General features: G+C 61.1%; 19 protein-coding genes. 17 read left to right on the top strand and 2 right to left on the bottom strand.

Annotated elements, in window-relative coordinates; all coding sequences use genetic code 11:
• Nucleotides 1-227 precede the first annotated feature (227 nt).
• From glpD to KCG87_RS17160, 11 genes are all read left to right on the top strand, one after another.
• Complete coding sequence (gene glpD / locus KCG87_RS17210; RefSeq protein WP_210558481.1) at nucleotides 228-1,763, top strand: glycerol-3-phosphate dehydrogenase; 1,536 nt, start codon at nucleotides 228-230, stop codon at nucleotides 1,761-1,763.
• 440 nt (nucleotides 1,764-2,203) lie between these two features.
• On the top strand, nucleotides 2,204-3,130 hold the full coding sequence (locus KCG87_RS17205; protein WP_027612076.1) for a glutamate/aspartate ABC transporter substrate-binding protein: 927 nt from the start codon (nucleotides 2,204-2,206) through the stop codon (nucleotides 3,128-3,130).
• A gap of 190 nt (nucleotides 3,131-3,320) precedes the next feature.
• Nucleotides 3,321-4,067 carry an amino acid ABC transporter permease gene (locus KCG87_RS17200; RefSeq protein WP_027612077.1) on the top strand — a complete coding sequence of 249 codons (747 nt, stop codon included), beginning with the start codon at nucleotides 3,321-3,323 and terminating at the stop codon, nucleotides 4,065-4,067.
• Nucleotides 4,067-4,738, top strand: coding sequence for an ABC transporter permease subunit (locus KCG87_RS17195; RefSeq protein WP_007963949.1), 672 nt, complete (start codon nucleotides 4,067-4,069; stop codon nucleotides 4,736-4,738). The genes KCG87_RS17200 and KCG87_RS17195 overlap by 1 nt, the downstream gene beginning before the upstream one ends.
• Nucleotides 4,735-5,469: an amino acid ABC transporter ATP-binding protein gene (locus KCG87_RS17190; RefSeq protein ID WP_007963947.1), complete on the top strand. Its 735-nt coding sequence runs from the start codon at nucleotides 4,735-4,737 to the stop codon at nucleotides 5,467-5,469. Before KCG87_RS17195 ends, KCG87_RS17190 begins: the two co-directional genes overlap by 4 nt.
• A gap of 216 nt (nucleotides 5,470-5,685) precedes the next feature.
• A complete protein-coding gene (locus tag KCG87_RS17185; protein ID WP_210558483.1) occupies nucleotides 5,686-7,587 on the top strand; it encodes an ATP-binding protein in 1,902 nt (633 codons plus the stop codon).
• On the top strand, nucleotides 7,584-8,912 hold the full coding sequence (locus KCG87_RS17180; protein ID WP_027612079.1) for a sigma-54 dependent transcriptional regulator: 1,329 nt from the start codon (nucleotides 7,584-7,586) through the stop codon (nucleotides 8,910-8,912). The genes KCG87_RS17185 and KCG87_RS17180 overlap by 4 nt, the downstream gene beginning before the upstream one ends.
• 8 nt (nucleotides 8,913-8,920) lie before the next feature.
• Nucleotides 8,921-9,250 (top strand): GlpM family protein, encoded by a 330-nt coding sequence (locus tag KCG87_RS17175; protein WP_171061851.1) that lies wholly within the window; start codon nucleotides 8,921-8,923, stop codon nucleotides 9,248-9,250.
• A 110-nt stretch (nucleotides 9,251-9,360) separates the two neighbouring features.
• The gene (locus KCG87_RS17170; RefSeq protein WP_134787236.1) at nucleotides 9,361-10,281 is read left to right on the top strand and encodes an arginase; all 921 of its coding nucleotides are present in this window, start codon (nucleotides 9,361-9,363) and stop codon (nucleotides 10,279-10,281) included.
• On the top strand, nucleotides 10,278-10,652 hold the full coding sequence (locus tag KCG87_RS17165; protein WP_098965385.1) for a transporter: 375 nt from the start codon (nucleotides 10,278-10,280) through the stop codon (nucleotides 10,650-10,652). The genes KCG87_RS17170 and KCG87_RS17165 overlap by 4 nt, the downstream gene beginning before the upstream one ends.
• A 31-nt stretch (nucleotides 10,653-10,683) precedes the next feature.
• Nucleotides 10,684-11,067, top strand: coding sequence for an EamA family transporter (locus tag KCG87_RS17160; RefSeq protein WP_134787237.1), 384 nt, complete (start codon nucleotides 10,684-10,686; stop codon nucleotides 11,065-11,067).
• A 103-nt stretch (nucleotides 11,068-11,170) separates the two neighbouring features.
• On the opposite strand, the gene KCG87_RS17155 is transcribed toward KCG87_RS17160, so the two are convergent.
• Both KCG87_RS17155 and KCG87_RS17150 read right to left on the bottom strand, forming a co-directional pair.
• Nucleotides 11,171-12,043, bottom strand: coding sequence for a fatty acid desaturase (locus tag KCG87_RS17155; protein WP_134787238.1), 873 nt, complete (start codon nucleotides 12,041-12,043; stop codon nucleotides 11,171-11,173).
• Between the two features lie 72 nt (nucleotides 12,044-12,115).
• Nucleotides 12,116-12,877, bottom strand: coding sequence for a MipA/OmpV family protein (locus KCG87_RS17150; protein WP_134787239.1), 762 nt, complete (start codon nucleotides 12,875-12,877; stop codon nucleotides 12,116-12,118).
• Nucleotides 12,878-13,107: 230 nt separating this feature from the next.
• Between KCG87_RS17150 and KCG87_RS17145 the strand changes: the two genes are divergently transcribed.
• From KCG87_RS17145 to KCG87_RS17120, 6 genes are read left to right on the top strand one after another with little or no spacing between them, the layout of a single operon-like run.
• Nucleotides 13,108-13,818 (top strand): HAD-IB family phosphatase, encoded by a 711-nt coding sequence (locus tag KCG87_RS17145; RefSeq protein WP_098965392.1) that lies wholly within the window; start codon nucleotides 13,108-13,110, stop codon nucleotides 13,816-13,818.
• The gene (locus KCG87_RS17140) at nucleotides 13,811-15,205 is read left to right on the top strand and encodes an aminotransferase class III-fold pyridoxal phosphate-dependent enzyme (RefSeq protein WP_098965393.1); all 1,395 of its coding nucleotides are present in this window, start codon (nucleotides 13,811-13,813) and stop codon (nucleotides 15,203-15,205) included. Before KCG87_RS17145 ends, KCG87_RS17140 begins: the two co-directional genes overlap by 8 nt.
• Nucleotides 15,202-16,080, top strand: coding sequence for an alpha/beta fold hydrolase (locus KCG87_RS17135; RefSeq protein ID WP_098965395.1), 879 nt, complete (start codon nucleotides 15,202-15,204; stop codon nucleotides 16,078-16,080). Before KCG87_RS17140 ends, KCG87_RS17135 begins: the two co-directional genes overlap by 4 nt.
• A 37-nt stretch (nucleotides 16,081-16,117) precedes the next feature.
• Nucleotides 16,118-17,245, top strand: coding sequence for a GNAT family N-acetyltransferase (locus KCG87_RS17130; protein WP_210558485.1), 1,128 nt, complete (start codon nucleotides 16,118-16,120; stop codon nucleotides 17,243-17,245).
• A complete protein-coding gene (locus KCG87_RS17125; protein WP_139054267.1) occupies nucleotides 17,242-19,014 on the top strand; it encodes an ATP-binding protein in 1,773 nt (590 codons plus the stop codon). Before KCG87_RS17130 ends, KCG87_RS17125 begins: the two co-directional genes overlap by 4 nt.
• Entirely contained in the window at nucleotides 19,004-20,395 is a 1,392-nt protein-coding gene (locus tag KCG87_RS17120; RefSeq protein ID WP_098965400.1) for a sigma-54 dependent transcriptional regulator, read from the top strand. The genes KCG87_RS17125 and KCG87_RS17120 overlap by 11 nt, the downstream gene beginning before the upstream one ends.
• The last annotated feature ends 4 nt before the right edge of the window (nucleotides 20,396-20,399 follow it).

Below are 20,399 nucleotides of genomic sequence, written 5' to 3'. Positions count from 1 at the left end.
GTAGTTGATTGAGGGGCCGCTACGCGGCCCATCGGGGATAAATCCCCTCGCCACAAAGATCATCTCCGCCTCAATAATGTTCGAAAATTTTCTTTTAGCCGCCCTTCGATGAGTTTTTTCAATCGAACGCGACTGGCTGCGCGCGTCTTTATGGGCTACCATTTTCGCAAATGAACATTTATGTTCGATTTCCAAGACAGAAAATCAAAAGAGCCCGAGGCCAGCCGATGTCCACATCTACCTTGCGTACGCCCCCTATCTCCGAGATCTACGACGTTGCCGTAATTGGCGGCGGGATCAATGGCGTGGGGATCGCAGCGGATGCCGCCGGTCGCGGTCTCTCGGTGTTCCTTTGCGAAAAGGATGACCTGGCCAGCCACACCTCGTCGGCCAGCAGCAAGCTGATCCACGGCGGCCTGCGCTACCTCGAACATTACGAATTCCGTCTGGTGCGTGAAGCGCTGGCCGAGCGCGAAGTGCTGCTGGCCAAGGCGCCGCACATCGTCAAGCCGATGCGTTTTGTGCTGCCGCACCGCCCGCACCTGCGTCCGGCGTGGATGATCCGCGCCGGCCTGTTCCTTTATGACAACCTCGGCAAGCGCGAAAAACTGCCAGGTTCGAAAAGCCTGAAGTTCGGTGCCGACAGCGCGCTGAAAAGCGAAATCACCAAGGGCTTCGAATACTCCGATTGCTGGGTCGATGACGCCCGCCTCGTCGTTCTGAACGCCATGGCCGCCCGGGAAAAAGGTGCCCACGTACACACCCAGACCCGTTGCGTCAGCGCCCGCCGCGCCAAGGGCCTGTGGCACCTGAATCTGGAACGCGCCGACGGCAGCCTGTTTTCGATCACTGCCAAAGCCTTGGTGAACGCCGCCGGCCCGTGGGTCGCCAAGTTCATTCGTGACGACCTGAAAATGGAATCGCCGTACGGCATCCGCCTGATTCAGGGCAGCCACATCATCGTGCCGAAGCTGTACGAAGGCGATCACGCGCATATCCTGCAAAACGAAGATCAGCGCATCGTCTTCACCATTCCATACCTGAACCACTTCACCCTGATCGGCACCACCGACCGTGAATACACCGGCGATCCGGCGAAAGTGGCAATCACCGACGGCGAAACCGATTACCTGCTGAAAGTGGTCAACGCGCACTTCAAGAAGCAGATCAGCCGCGACGACATCCAGCACAGCTACTCGGGCGTGCGTCCACTGTGCAACGACGAATCCGACAACCCGTCCGCCGTGACCCGCGATTACACCCTGGCATTGTCTGGCGGTGGCGAAGAAGCACCGCTGCTGTCGGTGTTCGGCGGCAAACTGACCACCTACCGCAAACTCGCCGAGTCAGCGATGGCCCAGTTGATGCCGTACTTCACCCAGATGCGCCCGAGCTGGACCGCCACCGCGACCCTGCCCGGCGGCGAAGACATGACTACGCCGCAAGCCTTGAGCGCGCAGATCCGCGACAAGTTCGATTTCGTCCCGACCGAGATCGCCCGCCGCTGGGCCACCACCTATGGCAGCCGCACCTGGCGCATGCTCGAAGGCGTGGAAACCCTCGCCGACATGGGCGAACACATTGGTGGCGGGCTCTACACTCGCGAGGTCGATTACCTGTGCAGCGAAGAATGGGCCACCAGCGCCCACGACATCCTGTGGCGCCGCAGCAAGCTGGGCCTGTTCACCACCCCGGCCGAGCAAGAGAAGCTGGCGGCCTACCTGGGCAAGGTCGAGCAGAACCGCAAGATTGAAGCGGCCTGACGTTTACAGCGCTTGAAACGAAGCCCCTGAATCTCACGATTCAGGGGCTTTTTTTATGGGGCGTACACGTTCCCTGTAGGAGTGAGCCTGCTCGCGATAGCAGTGCATCAGGCACCCTCCATTTGACTGTTCGACCGCTATCGCGAGCAGGCTCACTCCTACAGGGCATCGATTCTCACTGAACTGCGTTCGGATTTCCGAACGCGACCTCCCGGTCGATTCGGATAACCGGATCAGTTTCATCGAAAAACACCGACACAAAACTTTAATCACCTTATAAATCAAGCCATTAGCCACTATCGACTGCTCTGGCACGACTCATGCTCTACACTCTCTCGACGAATGCCTGCCGTGCCAACACTTCAGGAGCCGTCAGGCATTCGAAGCACAAAAGGGCCGACGAACTGGCCCCATAAAAAAAACAATTCGAGGAAAATTTGATGCGCATCGTTCCCCATATCCTGGGCGCAGCCATTGCGGCCGCTCTGATCAGCACGCCAGTTTTCGCCGCCGAACTCACCGGCACCCTGAAGAAAATCAACGATTCCGGCACCATCACCCTCGCTCACCGCGACAGTTCCATTCCGTTTTCCTACATCGCGGATGCTTCCGGCAAGCCAGTGGGCTACTCCCACGACATTCAAGTGGCCATCGTTGAAGCCCTGAAAAAAGACCTGAACAAGCCAGACCTGCAGGTCAAATACAACCTGGTGACCTCGCAAACCCGTATCCCGCTGATCCAGAACGGCACCGCAGATATCGAGTGCGGTTCCACCACCAATAACGCCGAACGCGCCCAGCAAGTCGACTTCACCGTCAACATCTTCGAAATCGGCACCCGCCTGCTGGTCAAGAAAGACAAGGATGGCAACCCGTCCTACAAAGACTTTGCCGACCTCAAAGGCAAAAACGTCGTGACCACCGCCGGCACCACGTCCGAGCGCATCATCAAAGCGATGAACGCCGACAAGCAGATGGGCATGAACATCATCTCCGCCAAGGACCACGGCGAATCCTTCAACATGCTGGAAAGCGGCCGCGCCGTTGCCTTCATGATGGACGACGCCCTGCTGGCCGGCGAAGAAGCCAAGGCCAAGAAGCCGGACGACTGGGTCATCACCGGTACTCCGCAATCCTTCGAAGCCTACGCGTGCATGGTTCGCAAAGACGACCCGGCCTTCAAGAAGGCTGTGGATGACGCCATCGTCGGCCTGTACAAGTCGGGCAAGATCAACGAGATCTACAAGAAGTGGTTCGAAACCGCGATTCCGCCAAAGGGCCTGAACCTCAACTTCCCGATGAGCGACAAGGTCAAGGAACTGATCGCCAACCCGAGCGACAAGCCGGCGCCTGACGTAAAAATCTGATTCCTGACTAACCTTATCCCCTGAGGGAGCCACCCTCCCTCAGGCGTCTGTTACCTGCTGGTTTTACAGTGGAACACTCGACCTGGCGGTTTTCGAGCCGATCGCGTGTGCCCGGCGTTCAACGTCGGACGGGAAAGGATCTTCCCCAAGCGGGTGCTTGTACATCGATCGATTTCGAGGGGAGACCCTAATGAATTACAACTGGGACTGGGGCGTGTTCTTCAAGTCCACCGGCGTGGGCAGCGAGACTTATCTCGACTGGTACATCGCCGGCCTGGGCTGGACCATTGCCATCGCCATCGTGGCATGGATCATCGCCTTGCTACTGGGCTCCATTCTGGGGGTCATGCGCACGGTGCCGAACCGCCTCGTATCGGGCATCGCCACCTGCTACGTCGAACTGTTTCGTAACGTGCCGCTGCTGGTGCAGCTGTTCATCTGGTACTTCCTGGTGCCCGACCTGCTGCCGCAGAACCTGCAGGACTGGTACAAACAGGATCTGAACCCGACCACCTCGGCCTATCTGAGCGTGGTCGTGTGCCTGGGTCTGTTCACCGCCGCCCGGGTCTGCGAGCAAGTGCGCACCGGCATCCAGGCGTTGCCACGGGGCCAGGAATCCGCCGCCCGCGCCATGGGTTTCAAGCTGCCGCAAATCTATTGGAACGTGCTGCTGCCCCAGGCCTACCGCATCATCATTCCGCCGCTGACCTCGGAATTCCTCAACGTGTTCAAGAACTCCTCCGTGGCGTCCTTGATCGGCCTGATGGAACTGCTGGCGCAAACCAAACAGACCGCCGAGTTCTCGGCCAACCTGTTTGAAGCCTTCACCCTGGCCACGCTGATCTACTTCACCCTGAACATGAGCCTGATGTTGCTGATGCGCATGGTCGAGAAGAAAGTCGCAGTGCCCGGCCTGATCTCCGTGGGGGGTAAATAATGGACTTCGATTTCAGCGGCATCATCCCCGCGATCCCGGGCCTGTGGAACGGCATGGTCATGACCTTGCAACTGATGGTCATGGGCGTGATCGGCGGCATCGTGCTGGGGACGATCCTCGCGCTGATGCGCCTGTCGTCGAGCAAACTGCTGTCGCGCGTTGCCGGCGCCTACGTGAACTACTTCCGCTCGATCCCGCTGCTGCTGGTGATCACCTGGTTCTACCTGGCGGTGCCGTTCGTGCTGCGCTGGATCACCGGCGAAGACACCCCGATCGGCGCGTTCACCTCCTGCGTCGTGGCTTTCATGATGTTCGAAGCCGCGTACTTCTGTGAGATCGTCCGGGCTGGCGTGCAGTCGATCCCCAAAGGCCAGATGGCCGCCGCGCAAGCGATGGGCATGACCTATGGCCAGACCATGCGGCTGATCATCCTGCCCCAGGCGTTCCGCAAGATGACCCCGTTGCTGCTGCAACAGTCGATCATCCTGTTCCAGGACACCTCGCTGGTCTACACCGTGGGCCTGGTGGACTTCCTCAACTCCGCCCGCTCCAGCGGCGACATCATCGGTCGTTCCAACGAGTTCCTGATCTTTGCCGGTGTCGTCTACTTCATCATCAGCTTTTCCGCCTCGCTGCTGGTCAAGCGTCTGCAAAAAAGGTTTGCCGTATGATCTCCATCAAGAACATCAACAAGTGGTATGGCGACTTCCAGGTGCTGACTGATTGCAGCACCGAGGTCAAAAAAGGCGAAGTGATCGTGGTCTGCGGCCCGTCGGGTTCGGGCAAGTCGACCCTGATCAAGTGCGTCAACGCGCTGGAGCCGTTCCAGAAAGGCGACATCGTCGTCGACGGCACTTCGATTGCCGACTCCAAGACCAACCTGCCGAAACTGCGCTCGCGCGTCGGCATGGTGTTCCAGCATTTCGAGCTGTTCCCGCACCTGACCATCACCGAAAACCTGACCATCGCGCAGATCAAGGTGCTGGGCCGTAGCAAGGAAGAGGCGACCAAGAAAGGTCTGCAACTGCTGGAACGCGTCGGCTTGTCGGCACATGCGCACAAGCATCCGGGGCAACTGTCCGGCGGTCAGCAGCAGCGTGTGGCGATTGCCCGTGCACTGGCGATGGACCCGATCGTCATGCTGTTCGACGAACCGACCTCGGCGCTCGACCCGGAAATGGTCAACGAAGTGCTCGACGTGATGGTGCAACTGGCCCACGAAGGCATGACCATGATGTGCGTGACCCACGAGATGGGCTTCGCGCGCAAAGTGGCTGATCGCGTGATCTTCATGGACGCCGGCAAGATCATCGAAGACTGCCCTAAAGAGGAATTCTTCGGCGACATCAGCGCCCGCTCCGAACGCGCGCAGCACTTCCTCGAGAAAATCCTGCAGCACTAAAAGCAACACACCGAACTCTGTGGCGAGGGCGCTTTGTGGCGAGGGGATTTATCCCCGATGGGCCGCGAAGCGACCCCAGCATTTCAAAATCAAACCGCATCTGCCGGTTTGACGACTGCTTCGCAGCCGATCGGGGATAAATCCCCTCGCCACAGGTTCCGCGCTCGAACAAACCAGGATGCTGTTAGCCACGCTGGTTGACCCAAGGCAACTGTGATGAAATGCGACCCCAATCTCTATCGCGCAGCGCCGCCATCACTTGCCGTGAAGCCCCGTCTGATTCGCCATCTGTTCCTGCCGCCGCTGATCATCATCCTGATGATCGGACTGGGTTACATCGGCTTCTGGACCAGTGAACATTTCGGCATCCGCAGCCTCAGCGAAAACGGCCAGCGTCAGCTCGAACTGCACGCGCGTACCGTCGAAAGCGAGATCAGCAAATACACCTACCTGCCCAGCCTGCTGGAACTGGAAACCAGTGTCCCGCAACTGCTGGCCGACCCGACTCCGGAACACCGGCAAACGGTCAATGCTTACCTTGAAGGCCTGAACCGGCGCAGCCGCAGTCGGGCTATCTACGTCATGGACACCACCGGCCGGGTGATGGCTACCAGCAACTGGCGCGACGTCGACAGTTACCTCGGTGAAGACCTGTCCTTTCGCGCCTATTTCCAGAACGCCGTGCGCGGCGAGCCCGGACGTTTCTACGGCATCGGCAGCACCAGCGGCGAGCCCGGTTACTACCTGGCCCATGGCCTGGAAGAACACGGCAAGATCATCGGCGTCGCCGTGGTCAAGGTGCGCCTCGAAGCGCTGGAAGAGCGCTGGCAACGCGCCCGCCTGGAAGCCTTCGTCAGCGATGAGAACGGCATCATCATTCTTTCCAGCGATCCGGCGCGGCGCCTGAAATCGGTGGTGCCGCTGAGCGATGAAACCAAAGAAAAACTCGCGCGCAGCCTGCAGTACTACTGGTTCCCGCTCAACGAACTGCAACCGCTGGCCCGCGAAACCCTGGCCGACGGTGTGGAGAAACTGACCTTCCCGGCCAACAGCGAACTGAGCGCCGATGACGACAGCATCAGCTATCTGGCGCAGACCCGGCCGCTGAGCGACACACCATGGAATTTCACCCTGCTCACACCGTTGCAGGACTTGCGTCGTGAAGCGATCAATCAGGGAATCCTGGTGGCCGTGGCCTTCGCCCTGGTGGCGTTCCTGCTGATCGCCTGGAACGAACGGCGCAAGGTCATCGCCACCCGCCTCGCCGCCCGCGAAGCCTTGCAGGAAGCCAACAATCAGCTGGAGCGTCGGATTACCGAACGCACCGGCGATCTGCGCGCCAGCAACGAACGGCTGAAGAGCCAGATCCGCGAACGGCGCCAGGCCGAGGAAACCCTGCGCCGCGCTCAGGACGAACTGGTGCAGGCCGGCAAACTCGCGGCCATCGGCCAGATGTCGACCAGCATCGCCCACGAACTGAACCAGCCGCTGGCGGCAATGCGCACCCTGTCCGGCAACACCATTCGCTTTCTGGAACGCGGCCAGCTCGATGTCGCCAGCACCAACCTCAAGACCATCAACGACCTGATCGACCGCATGGGCCGGATCACCGCCAGCCTGCGCTCGTTCGCCCGGCGCGGCGACAATGAAGGCCAGGCCAGCCTCGGCAAAGCGGTGGACGCGGCCCTGCAACTGCTCGGCGCGCGGGTCGAGAGCATAACGCTGCAACTGCATCGTCAGTTCAGCGACGTACAGGTGCAGATCGACCAGACCCGCCTCGAACAGATACTGGTCAACCTGATCGGCAACGCCCTCGACGCCATGCAGATGCAACCTTCACCGCAGCTGTGGCTGGAAGGCGAAGAGTTCAACGGCAAATATCGCCTGCGGGTGCGCGACAACGGCCACGGTGTCGACGCCGAAGCACGCAAGCATCTGTTCGAGCCGTTCTTCACCACCAAACCCGGCGAACAGGGTCTGGGCCTCGGCCTGACCCTCTCCGCCAGCCTCGCTGCCGCCACCGGCGGGCATCTGGGTGTCGAACACCCGGCCAGCGGTGGCACCACCTTCGTCCTCAGTTTACCGTTGGTAAGCCCTACTCCTGCCGAGCCAATATGAACCACGACCTTAGTGTGCTGATCGTCGAAGACGACCCCCATGTGCTGCTCGGCTGCCAGCAGGCGCTGACCCTGGAAGACATTCCCTGCATCGGCGTCGGCAGTGCCGAAGAAGCGCTGGAGCGGGTCGGCGACAACTTTGCCGGGATCGTCATCAGCGACATTCGCCTGCCCGGCATCGATGGCCTGGAACTGCTGACCCGCCTCAAGGCGCGCGACCGCAGTCTGCCGGTGGTGCTGATCACCGGTCATGGCGATATCTCCATGGCGGTCGGCGCGATGCAGAAAGGCGCCTACGATTTCATGGAGAAACCGTTCTCGCCGGAGCGCCTGGTGGACGTCGCTCGTCGCGCACTGGAACAACGCAGCCTCGCCCGGGAAGTGTCTTCGCTGCGTCGGCAACTGGCCGAACGCGACTCCCTCGAAGGCCGGATCATCGGGCGCTCGCCAGCCATGCAGAACCTGCGCGAGCTGATCGCCAACGTCGCCGACACCTCGGCCAACGTATTGATCGAAGGCGAGACCGGCACCGGCAAGGAACTGGTCGCCCGTTGCCTGCACGACTTCAGTCGTCGGCATGCCAAGCAGTTCGTCGCGCTGAACTGCGGCGGCCTGCCGGAAAACCTCTTCGAAAGCGAGATCTTCGGCCACGAGGCCAACGCCTTCACCGGCGCCGGTAAACGGCGCATCGGCAAGATCGAACACGCCGACGGCGGCACGCTGTTCCTCGATGAAGTGGAAAGCATGCCCCTGCCCTTGCAGATCAAACTGCTGCGGGTGTTGCAGGAACGCACCCTCGAACGCCTCGGTTCGAACCAGAGCGTAGCGGTGGATTGCCGGGTGATTGCCGCAACCAAATCCGACCTCGACGAAGCGAGCAAGGCCGGCGAATTTCGCAGCGACTTGTACTACCGCCTCAACGTGGTGACGCTGGAATTGCCGCCGCTGCGCGAGCGCCGTGAAGACATCCTGCAACTGTTCGAACACTTCACCCAGCAGTCGGCGCTGCGTTTCGACCGGGTATTGCCCGAGCTGGACAACCAGACCCTGTCGAACCTGATGAGCCACGACTGGCCGGGCAACGTGCGTGAGCTGCGTAACGTCGCCGAGCGCTTTGCCCTCGGCCTGCCGGCGTTCAAGAAGTCCGGCGCCAGCAGCGGCGGTCAGGGGCTGGCGTTCGCCGAAGCGGTGGAAGCCTTCGAGCGCAACCTGCTCAATGACGCCTTACAACGCAGTGGCGGCAACCTGACCCAGGCCAGTCAAGAACTGGGCATGGCCAAGACCACGCTGTTCGACAAAGTGAAAAAGTACGGGTTGAGCCACTGATGGATCTGATACTCAAAGCGGCACTCGGCGCGGCGGTGGTGCTGATCCTCGCCGCGCTGTCGAAGACCAAAAACTATTACATCGCCGGACTGGTGCCGCTGTTTCCGACCTTCGCCCTGATCGCCCACTACATCGTTGGCAAGGGCCGTTCGATTGACGACTTGAAGGCGACCATCGTATTTGGCATGTGGTCGATCATTCCGTATTTCATCTATCTGGCGACGCTGTACGTGATGGTTGACCGCATGCGCCTGGAGGCGTCACTGGCGGTTGCGGTTGTCGCGTGGTTGATCGCCGCCAGCGTGCTGGTTTCGGTGTGGGTGCGTCTGCACGCCTGAGACAACGGCTGGCCCGTCCCTTGCATTTACCCCCGAAAGCCCTGCCCGGCTGGCGCTCATGCTCGATGAGGCCGGTGTCTGGCAGGGTCTGCCAAGGGTAAATAGCGACCTTGAATATTTTAGATCTCGACCACAGCCTGACCGCCCAGGCGCCGATTGCGCGACTGCTCGACAGTGGCCGCGCCAAACGCCTGGACCTGCTCGACCTCGGCCCGAAACTCCGGCTCTGGTCCAGCGAACGCACTTGGCGACGCTTCGCCGAACGCTTGCAGCAACGGCCACGGCACAGCGGCCCGGCACCGGAAATCTTCTTCGTCGGCTCCGGTGACTATCACCACCTGACCCCGGCGTTTCTCACCGACCTGCCCGAGCCGGTCAGCCTGATCCATTTCGACAATCACCCTGACTGGGTGCGGTTTGCGCCGCGTCGGCATTGCGGTTCCTGGGTCAATCAGGCCCTGAAACTGCCGGACATCCGCCGCATCGTCACCCTCGGCCCGTGCAGCGATGATCTGCAAAATCCACAACTGAAGGGCGGCAACCTCGCAGCGCTCAAACGCGGGGTTCTGCAGCTGTTTCCGTGGCAGCACGCACCCTCCCGAGTCTGGGGGCGAGTCGGTGATGGCGCCGGCCATGAACAGCAGGAAAACATGCTGCACTGGCGCAATTTGTCCGAGGTCGACTGGACGCTGTTCCTCGACAAAATGATCGCCAGCCTGCCGACCGATGCGGTGTGGATCACCATCGACAAGGACGTGCTCGCCAGCGAAGACGCCGCCACCAACTGGGATCAGGGCGGCATGCGCCTGAGCCATATGCTTCAGGCCCTGCGCGCGCTGGCGGCGAGCAAGCGAATCATCGGCATCGACATCTGCGGCGAATACGCCCGTCCGGCCTTCAGCAACGTATTCAAACGCTGGGAGGCGAAGACCGATCAGCCGCCGGCCGAGCGCTGGAGCGACACCGATATCCTGCGCAACTCCACCACCAATCAAGCCTTGATCGACCTGTTCGAGGAACTGTTTCCATGACTTTCACCGTGATTGTGCTGGTGGCCCTGTCCATCGTTCTGGATGTGATCGGCCAGCTGTGTTTCAAACTGGGCCTGGATCGATTACCGGAGCTGGAGGGTGGTTTTCGGCTTCAGGTGTTTTGGGGCCAGGTGTTCAACGCACCGCTATTGTGGTGCGGGATAGGCGCTTACGCGATCGAGTTTTTCGTCTGGCTCGGCGCTCTGTCGCGGGCACCGCTGAGTCTGTTGTTTCCGGCAGCCGCGCTGGCCTATTGCGGCGTGGTGCTGGCGGGCAAACTGGTGCTTGGCGAAACCGTCAGCCGGCGGCGCTGGCTGGGCACGCTGGTGATTACGGCGGGCGTGATGCTTGTGTGTGCCGGCCATGTCTGAAGCTCGCCTGGAACTGCAAAGGAACGACGCAATGCATTGGCTACACGGGCGCGTGGGCACCATCGTGCTCTGGGCGCTGTTGATTATTCTGGAAAGTGGCGGACAGATCGCGAGCAAGGTCGGTGGTGATCAACTGGGGCAGATGGACCTCAGCCTGCAATGGCTGCAAGGCATCGTCATGACGCCCGGGGTGTGGGTGGCGGTTGCCTGCTACATCGGCGCGTTTTTTGTCTGGATGCTGATTCTGCGACGCAGCAGCCTGTCACTGGCGTTTCCCCTGAGTTCGCTGGTGTTTGTCGGGGTGCTGCTGGGGTCGTGGCTGGGACTGGGCGAGCAGATCAGTCTGCTGCACTGGCTCGGCGTGGCGGTGATCATGGGCGGGATAGCCTTGCTCGCCGAAGGCGAAGAGCACTGAAATGCTCCGTGTAGGAGCTGCCGCAGGCTCGGGCCGCGATCGGACGATCTTTGCTTTTCAAGATCAAAAGATCGCAGCCTTCGTCAGCTCCTACACAAATCGGTCAGGCGTCAGGCTTTTGGTGGTTCAGCAGGAAGCCCAAACCGTGCGCCAGCGGAATATCCTTCACCCCCGCTTCCTGCTGTTGCCGGGCGATCTGCCGGTGATAGGCCTTGACCTGAGTCCAGTGCATTTTCGGCCGGTAGTGGTGCTCGGCGTGATAGCCGTTGTTCATCCACAACAGGTTGTACAGCGGGCTGTAGGCACTCACGCCCCAGGCAATCGGCAAATCCGGGTTGCCGCCAAAATGCTCGTAGTAACCGTTGAGCGATGACAGCGCCTGGCCCAGATACCAGAACGGCAACAACACCAGCACCGCCTGCCAGTCATACACCGCCAGCAGCAGATAAAACGCCACCGTCACATAGATCTCGACCTGAACCCAACGCGCATCCTTCGGGCGTTTGCGGCGCATTTCGTTGTAGATCGGCTTGGGGTCGTCGCGGAAAAAACTCAGGAAGGTGTAGGCCCAGGGATTCTCCGGCTGACCGTTCTTGCCGCGCAGATAGATCGACAGCGGATCAATGGTCTTGCCGTCCGGCCCCGGCAGATCCGAGTTGCCGCGGTGATGGCGGTTGTGGATATCGCGATAGAGGGTTTGCGAAAAACCGATGGTCACCGACAACAACAGATCGAATGCCCGGTTCAGCCACGCCGGGGTGAAGTAGGCGTTGTGAATCTGGTTGTGGGAAATGCTGTTGATGCTCCACGACAGGCTGATTGCGTAGCCCAGCGCCAGCGGCACATAAGTCCACCAGGACAGGTCGTGAAAGGCCGCAACCAGCCACAGGACAAAAGCGAAATGGGCCAGGCCCAAAGCGACGGGGATCAGGTCCCACAATGAATGAGCCAGCAGACGGTTAGCAGGGCGAGCCATGAAGAACATCCTGAAGGAATGGATTCGACATGGCTGTCTGCAAACCGCAGACCAATTTGCCCGCGCGCGTAATCAGTCGAATTTGTAGGCGATGGCCGCCTGCACTTCGCCCTGATTGGTATCGCCCACCGCTTTGACGATGCTGCTGTCCGCCGCCGAGCGAGTCAGGTGAATCCAGCTCGCGCTGGTGACCAGCGACCAGTGTGGCGCCAGAGGGAACTCGAAGCTCTGGGTCAGCGCCACGTTCTGCAAACCGCCGCCGGCGTTGTACGCGCGGATGCCCGAGGCCTGCGCCTCGCGATCACTGACACCGAAGAAGGTCTGGGTGCCCTGCGCATCGGCAAAATGCGCGGTCAGGTTGCTGCTGCCGATCACCCCGCCGCCCAGTGGATAGCCAATTTCACCGCCCACTTTGCCAAACACGCCGCCCTGCCCGCTGCCACCGCCGACGGCCTGGCCAACGAAGGCGAATACGCGCCAGAAATCGGCCGGAGCGTATTGCACGAAGCCGCCAGCCTCGGCCATGTCGGGCACATCACGCAGGCCGCGCAACTCGCCGTTGGCGGTGCGCCCGGAGAGGTAATTGACGTATGGCCCGGCGCTGAAACCGTTGCTTTTCAAGGCGCTCCAGGTCAGGCCATCGTCGGTACCGAGGCTGACATCGCCCCAGTCCAGATCCAGATACGGGATCGGTCGGGTTTCGTAGCGGCTGCCGCTCGGATCATGCGGTTGGTACCCCACCCCGATTCCTGCTTCACCTGTAATGCCATCCGCCAGGGCGGGCCCGGAAAAGCAGGCCAGTGCGGCCAATAACGCCAGTGTCTTCCTCTGCATGAGGTCATTCCTTTTCTGAACCTGCGCGCATCAATCCCCGGATACCGCCCTTGGCGCAAGCACTCATGTTGTTTGTAGCAAGCTACAAAAATTGTAGCTCCACTTTTCGAAAACCGCGCATCGCCCCCGCCAGCACGGGGCTTTGGCCAATTGGCACAGTCCCTGCTCCCACCCTTGCCAGGCGCAGACCGCGCACCCTGACAACTGCCTCGACCCAACAGGTACTGCAGATGATTGACTGGCATATCGTGTGTGATTTCGACGGGACGATCACCCGTACCGACGTAATCGACAGCATCCTTGAACGCTTCGCCGACCCGAGCTGGGAAGCCATCGAAAATGAATGGCTGGAGGGCAAGATCGGTTCCCGTGAATGCCTCAGCCGTCAACTGGCGCTGATCAAGGCCACGCCGGCACAACTGCTGGAATTCTTCGACAGCATCGACATCGACCCGGACTTCCCCGATTTCGTCGACCACGTGATCGGCCTCGGCGCTTCGCTGGAAGTGGTCAGCGACGGCATCGAACAAGGCATCGCGCGGATTCTGGCGCGCAACTACGTGACGCTGCTGCCGATCCTCGCCAACCGCCTGCGCCAGATCGATCACGACAAATGGCGCATCGATTTTCCTTACGCCAGTGACGCCTGCCGCGCGGCCTCCGGCAACTGCAAATGCAAATCCACCCCCGGCAGCAAACGCGTGCTGGTGATCGGTGACGGCCAGTCCGACATGTGCGTGGCGTCCACCGCCGATTTCGTCTTCGCCAAGGATCGCCTGGCCGAGCACTGCGAGCGCAACGGCATCGCCTACGCGCGCTTCGACAGCTTCGCCGAACTGCCACAACTGCTGGCCCGCCTGCCGCTGGCCCCGGCCGCCAACGCCGTCACGTTCAGCACCGAATCCACTTCTGAAGCACAGGAAACCCTGCACCATGTCTGATATCCGCATCGCGACAGCCGAAGACCAGGTCCTTCTGGAAAAAGAAGCCAGATACTGCTCCTACGGCGACACCGTTCACTACATCGAACCGCCGCGCATCTTCAGCCGCTGCGAAGGCTCCTACGTCTGGGACACCGAAGATCAGGCCTACCTCGACCTGCAAATGTGGTACTCGGCGGTCAACTTCGGTTACGCCAACCCGCGTCTTAACAATGCGCTGAAACAACAGATCGACACCCTGCCGCAAATCGCCAGCCAGTACCTGCACAAGGGCAAGATCGAGCTGTCGGAGATGATCGCGGTCGACGCCAAGAAAAAATTCGGTCTCGACGGCCGAGTGCACTTCAACGTCGGCGGTTCGCAGTCGATCGAGGACTCGCTGAAAGTCGTGCGCAACGCCAGCAACGGCAAGAGCCTGATGTTCGCCTTCGAGGGCGGCTACCACGGGCGCACCCTCGGTGCTTCGTCGATCACCTCCAGCTATCGCTATCGCCGCCGCTACGGTCACTTCGGTGAGCGCGCGCAATTCATCCCGTTCCCGTATCACTTCCGGGGCCCCAAAGGCATGACCAAGGAAGAGTACGGCAGCCACTGCGTGCAGCAATTCGCGCGGTTGTTCGAGACTGAATACAACGGTGTCTGGGACCCGAAAGTCGGGCAGAGCGAATACGCCGCGTTCTACGTTGAGCCGATCCAGGGCACCGGCGGTTACGTGATCCCGCCGATGAACTTCTACAGCGAACTCAAGCACGTGCTGGATCAGCACGGCATCCTGATGGTGGTCGACGAAATCCAGATGGGTTTCTACCGCACCGGCAAGCTGTGGTCGATTGAACACTTCGACGTCAAACCCGACGTGATCGTCTTCGGCAAGGCGCTGACCAACGGCCTCAACCCGCTGGGCGGCATCTGGGCCCGTGAAGAGCTGATCAACCCGAAAGTCTTTCCGCCAGGCTCGACCCACTCCACGTTCGCCTCCAACCCGCTGGGCACTGCGGTGGGTCTGGAAATGTTCAAGATGACCAGCGAAGTCGATTACGGCGCAATGGTCATGGCCAAGGGCAAATACTTCCTTGAAGGCCTGCAGGATCTGCAAAAACGCTACCCGATCATCGGCGATGTCGACGGCCTCGGTCTGGCGCTGCGCTGCGAGATCTGCACCGCAGACGGTTTCACCCCGGACAAGGCCACCCTCGACTTCATGGTTGAAGAAGGCATGAAGGGCGACATCGAAATCGACGGTCGTCGTCTCGGCCTGATCCTCGACGTGGGCGGCTACTACAAGAACGTCATCACCCTGGCACCGTCGCTGGAAATCAGCTATCCGGAAATCGATCTGGGCCTGGCCCTGCTCGACCGCCTCCTGCATCGGGCGATGAAACGATGATCGACGCTGAGATCGACATGGGCGAAGGCAACGCCGGTTTCGTTCTCGGTGACGGGGAGGTCGCGGTGCTGTTGATCCACGGCCTCACCGGCACCCCGACGGAGCTGCGTCGGGTGGCCGTGGGCCTGGCGAAAGCCGGACACACGGTCTATGTGCCGACCCTGGCCGGGCACTGCGGCGGCAATGCCGACCTGCAAGCCACCGGCTGGCGCGACTGGTACGAAAGCGCACGCAACACCTTCGTCGGCGTACGCCGCAAACACCGCAAAGTGTATGTCGGCGGCCTGTCCATGGGCGCCGTGCTGTCGATGTACTTGGCCGCCGAACACCCGGGACAGATCGAAGGTTTGCTGCTGTATTCGACCACCCTGCGCTACGACGGCTGGAGCATCAACAAACTCGCGTTCCTCACCCCGTTGCTGATGAAAATCCCGTTCGGCGTGCACCTGTGCAGTTTCGAAGAAAAGCCGCCCTACGGGATCAAGAACGAGCGCCTGCGCGCCATCGTCGAACGCCAGATGAAAGAAGGTCAGAGCAGCCAGGCCGGGTTGCTGACCATGGAAGGCGTCACCGTGCGCGAACTGCACCGGCTTAACGCCGTGGTGAAAAAACGCATGCCGTCGATCACCACGCCGGCGCTGGTGCTGCACTCCATCGAGGACGACATCACCAGCCGCTGGAATGCCGATTACGTCGAACGCACACTCGGCGGGCCGGTGACCAAGGTGCTGCTCGACGACTGCTATCACATGATCACCGTGGATTTGCAGTACCGCCGGGTCGTGGAGTTGAGCGCCGATTTCATCGAGCGCGGCGTCACGCAACCGGTCGCCGTAGCCGATACGCCATCACTGGAAACCCGGCAACTGGCTTGAGCAGTTGCAGTCCGACTCGCCGACACAAGGAACCGACGTGATCACCGCTCAAGCCTTTTCAACGATCGAAGCGATCGACCGCTGCGCCTGGAATGACTGCTTCGTCGATGAGCTGGAGGACTGGGATTACTACCGCGCCGTGGAACGGGCCGGCATCGACGGCTTTCACTGGCGCTATCTGACGCTGCACGAGGATGGCCGCCTGGTCGCGGCCACCGTGGCGTTCACCACCGCCTATTCGCTGGACACCACCCTGCGAGGTGCGGGCAAACGGGTCAGCCAATGGCTGCGCCGGCGTCTGCCCGGACTGTTCGATATCCGCCTGTACGCCCTCGGCTCGCCGGTGGCGGAGCAATGCCATGTCGGCAGCGCTTCGCACATTGCCTCGACACAGCGCCCGGCACTGCTCAGGCAATTGCTCGAGCTGGCCCGGCAAGATGCCGAGCAGGCCGGGATCGGCCTGCTCGCGGTCAAGGACGCCTCGCATCGCGATCGACAATGGCTCGACGTCTGCCGCCAGGCCGGCCTGCAAAGCATGCCCGGTCTGCCCGGCGCCGAATTGCCGATCAACTTCGCCTCGGTGGACGCGTATCTGGGCAGCCTCGGCAAATCCACGCGCAAGGACCTGCGTCGCACCCTGCGCAATCAGGGCCCGCGCACGGAATGGCGGCGCTCGGTGCACGACCTGCTGCCGCGCATGATGGAACTCTACGAAGCCACTCTGGCCCGCAGTGATCTGGCCTTCGAATGCCTGCCTGCGGCGTATTTTCGCGAAGTGCTCAATCACCTCGATGACCGCGCAGCCTGTGTGCTCTATTGGGTCGAGGATGAACTGGTGGCGTTCAACCTGCTGTTGCTCGACGGGCAACGGATGGTCGACAAGTTTTTCGCCCATGATCTGGCCCGCACCCGCCAGTACAACCTTTACACTCGTAGCTGGCTGGAAAATGTCGACTACTGTATTGAACACAAACTGGCGATCTATGTGTGCGGGCAGGCCGGCTATGCCAGTAAGCTGCGTCTGGGTTGCTCGTTTGTCGGTAACACCGTGTTCTTCCGCCATCGCAATCCACTGCTCGACCAACTGTTGCGTCTGGTGAAAATATTCGTCCGCCCGGATCGCAGCGATCCGGCCCTGGCCGCTGCAATAAGCGAAATCCAATGATCAATGACCGACGCGCCACGCCCCGCCCTTTCGCCCTCTCCGGCTGGAGCCTGCAACGCAAACTGGTGCTGGCCTTCTGGCTGGTCAGCGTGATTCCGACCATGATCGCTGCGGAACTGGCGGCCACCACGCTGTCGCAGATCTTCGACAGCAACGTGCGCATCTGGCTGCAGGAATCCTCGAAGATCGTCGAGGATGAAATCAGTGAAATCCTCCGCGAAAACGCCCGGGCCGCGAAGCTGTTCATGCGCCACGCCCGCCCGCCCACCGACCGCCAGTCCGCCAGGCACGACAAGCTGACCGCCGATATCGCCGACTCCATGGGCATCGATGTGGTGACGCTGATCCGCAACAGCGATAACAGAGTGGTGTTCAGTACCGCCGCCGACGATATCGTCAGCCAGATCAGCACCGCGCCGAAGGCTGTGCTGCAGACCCTGCAAGTCGGCGGCGTACCCACCGGCACGGTGATTTCGACCTTCGAGACCGATCAGGGGGGCGTGGACTACAAGATGATCGTCGGCACTTATCTGGACAACAGCTTCCTGACCAGCGTCGCCGATGTGCACTCGCTGGACCTGCGCCTGTACCTGGCCAAGGGCGAGGACTTTTCCGAGATCTTCTCGACCCAGCGCTTCCAGGATCACCCCTCGCAAGTGCCGAAGAAAATCGAGCAGATCCTGCGCGAGACCAAAGGCCCCTACGAACAATTCACCAATAACTACAGCGGCATCTACCGGCCGATCTTCAATGAAAACGGCCAACTGCAAGGCGTCATCTTCAGCGGTCTGCTGCGCCACACCAGCCTGGTCGGCCTGGTCAATCAGAGCAACCTGTTCATTCTGATTTTCCTGCTCAGCTCGGCAGCGTCGCTGGCGGTTGGCTGGCTGGTCTCGCAACGCCTGACCAAACCATTGCGCGGTCTGGCCCGTGGCGTACAGGCGGTGATCGCCGGCGATTATCATCAGCGCCTGAGCGTGAATGGCGGCGACGAACTGGCAGAACTGAGCAGCACGTTCAACCACATGAGTGAACGTCTGGAAGAGTTGCAGCATCTGGAGTCGCAACTGCGCCGCCGTGATCGCCTGCACGCGCTGGGCGAAGTCGCCATGGGTCTGGCCCATGAAATCCGCAATCCGCTGGGCATCATCAAAACCGCCACGCAACTGCTGCATCGCCGTGCCGATCTGCCGGAAACCGACAAGCGTCACCTGGAATACGTGGTCAAGGAAGTCAGCCGTATCAACGACCTGATCACCGAGTTTCTCGACTTCGCCAAACCCAGCGCGCCGATCCGCGCTACGCAATCAGCACGCACCCTGGTCGACGAACTGGCCGGATTCTGCGAGCCGGAACTGGCCAGCCACAACATCGATCTGCACATCGCCGATCACGCGCCGGGGGCGACGATCTACGCCGATGCCAAGCAACTCAAACAGGTGGGCCTGAACCTGATCGTCAACGCCATCGACGCAATGCCCGACGGCGGTCGCCTGACCCTGAGCATCGCCAACGCTGGAAAATTCACCATCATCGGCGTCGCGGACACTGGTCAGGGGATCGAAGCCGACATGCTCGAACGCATCTTCACCCCGTTCGTCACCACCAAGGCCTCGGGCACCGGGCTGGGCCTGGCCAAGGTGTTTTCGGTCATGGAAAGTCATAACGGGCGCGTAGAATGCGTCAGCGAAAAAGATGCCGGCGCCACCTTCAGCCTGTACATTCCGGCCAATGGCGAAGACTTCGACGAGAGCGACGATGACGCATAACATTCTGGTAGTGGACGACGAACCGAAACTCTGCGACCTGCTGGCCTCGGCCCTCGGGCAGAACGGCATCAGCGTGTTCACCGCCGGCAATGGCCTGCACGCACTCAAAGTGCTGGAAAGTGAAGACATCGATCTGCTGATCAGCGACTGGCGCATGCCCGGCATGGACGGCCCGCAGTTGCTGGCTGAGGTGAAGACCCGCTATCCGCAGTTGCCGGTGATCGTCATGACCGCCTACAGCACGGTGAAAAACGCCGTGGAATCGATGCGCAACGGCGCGTTCGACTACATCGCCAAGCCGTTCGACATCGACGAGCTGGACATCACCGTCAGCAAGGCCCTGCAGTTTCGCGACATCCTCAAAGACAACCAGCGCATGCGCGCCGAGCTCGACGAGCATCAGCAGATCGACAGCCTGATCGGTGACAGCCCGAGTTTTCGCAGCGTGCTGCAAGCGGTGGACTCGGTACGCGAAAGCGCCGCCACCGTGCTGCTCAGCGGCGAAAGCGGCACCGGCAAGGAAATGGTCGCCCGGGCCATCCACAAGCATGGCAACCGCGCCGACAAACCGTTCGTGGCGGTGAACTGCGCGGCCATCCCTGAAGGGCTGCTGGAAAGCGAAATGTTCGGTCACCGCAAAGGCGCGTTCACCGGTGCCGTGGCCGATCGCATCGGGCGCTTTCAGCAGGCCGACAAGGGCACGTTGTTTCTCGATGAAATCGGCGAAATGCCGCTGGCACTGCAGGCCAAGATCCTCCGTGCCCTGCAGGAGCGGGTGATCGAGCCGGTGGGCGATACCAAGGAGCGCAAGGTCGATGTGCGGGTGATCGCCGCCACCAACAAAGACCTGCTGCAAGCGGTGGCGAATAAGGAGTTTCGCGAGGATCTCTACTACCGCCTCAATGTCTTTCCCATTCCGCTGCCGGCATTGCGCGAACGGGTCGAGGACATCGCGCCGCTGGCCCGCCACTTCGCCCACACGCTGGGCGCCGCTGCCGGCAAACGCATCAGCGGCTTCAGCGCGCAGGCCTTGCAGGCCATGACCCGCTATTCATGGCCGGGCAACATCCGCGAACTGCAGAACTGCGTGGAGCGCGCGACCATCGTCGCCTCCGCCAACATCATCGAGGAGCACGATCTGCCGGCTTACCTGTTCGCCGCACAGGCCTCGGACAGCAGCGGCCCGCTGAGCGAAATCAACGGTGTCCCGGCGGATCTGGACGCAGCACTCGCCGAAGTCGAGAAGGCCTACATTCTGGCGGCCCTGCAACAGAGCAATGGCGTGCAGGCTGCCGCCGCGCAGTTGATCGGGATCTCCGAGCGCAGCTTCTGGTATCGCCTGAAGAAGCTCGGGATTCACGTCGACAAGATCGTGCGCTGACCCC

The sequence above is a fragment of the Pseudomonas sp. MWU347 genome (assembly GCF_017947305.1).
Taxonomy (GTDB): domain Bacteria; phylum Pseudomonadota; class Gammaproteobacteria; order Pseudomonadales; family Pseudomonadaceae; genus Aquipseudomonas; species Aquipseudomonas putida_A.
Note: the sequence above shows the minus strand (reverse complement) of the source record. Positions and strands in the feature narration are given on the sequence as shown.

Coding starts and splice junctions, on each gene's coding strand:
- KCG87_RS17120 (WP_098965400.1), top strand. CDS start 19,004: ATGACGCATAACATTCTGGTAGTGGACGACGAACCGAAACTCTGCGAC.
- KCG87_RS17165 (WP_098965385.1), top strand. CDS start 10,278: ATGACTTTCACCGTGATTGTGCTGGTGGCCCTGTCCATCGTTCTGGAT.
- glpD (WP_210558481.1), top strand. CDS start 228: ATGTCCACATCTACCTTGCGTACGCCCCCTATCTCCGAGATCTACGAC.
- KCG87_RS17205 (WP_027612076.1), top strand. CDS start 2,204: ATGCGCATCGTTCCCCATATCCTGGGCGCAGCCATTGCGGCCGCTCTG.
- KCG87_RS17200 (WP_027612077.1), top strand. CDS start 3,321: ATGAATTACAACTGGGACTGGGGCGTGTTCTTCAAGTCCACCGGCGTG.
- KCG87_RS17155 (WP_134787238.1), bottom strand. CDS start 12,043: ATGGCTCGCCCTGCTAACCGTCTGCTGGCTCATTCATTGTGGGACCTG.
- KCG87_RS17135 (WP_098965395.1), top strand. CDS start 15,202: ATGATCGACGCTGAGATCGACATGGGCGAAGGCAACGCCGGTTTCGTT.
- KCG87_RS17150 (WP_134787239.1), bottom strand. CDS start 12,877: ATGCAGAGGAAGACACTGGCGTTATTGGCCGCACTGGCCTGCTTTTCC.
- KCG87_RS17180 (WP_027612079.1), top strand. CDS start 7,584: ATGAACCACGACCTTAGTGTGCTGATCGTCGAAGACGACCCCCATGTG.
- KCG87_RS17185 (WP_210558483.1), top strand. CDS start 5,686: ATGAAATGCGACCCCAATCTCTATCGCGCAGCGCCGCCATCACTTGCC.
- KCG87_RS17145 (WP_098965392.1), top strand. CDS start 13,108: ATGATTGACTGGCATATCGTGTGTGATTTCGACGGGACGATCACCCGT.
- KCG87_RS17195 (WP_007963949.1), top strand. CDS start 4,067: ATGGACTTCGATTTCAGCGGCATCATCCCCGCGATCCCGGGCCTGTGG.
- KCG87_RS17190 (WP_007963947.1), top strand. CDS start 4,735: ATGATCTCCATCAAGAACATCAACAAGTGGTATGGCGACTTCCAGGTG.
- KCG87_RS17160 (WP_134787237.1), top strand. CDS start 10,684: ATGCATTGGCTACACGGGCGCGTGGGCACCATCGTGCTCTGGGCGCTG.
- KCG87_RS17140 (WP_098965393.1), top strand. CDS start 13,811: ATGTCTGATATCCGCATCGCGACAGCCGAAGACCAGGTCCTTCTGGAA.
- KCG87_RS17125 (WP_139054267.1), top strand. CDS start 17,242: ATGATCAATGACCGACGCGCCACGCCCCGCCCTTTCGCCCTCTCCGGC.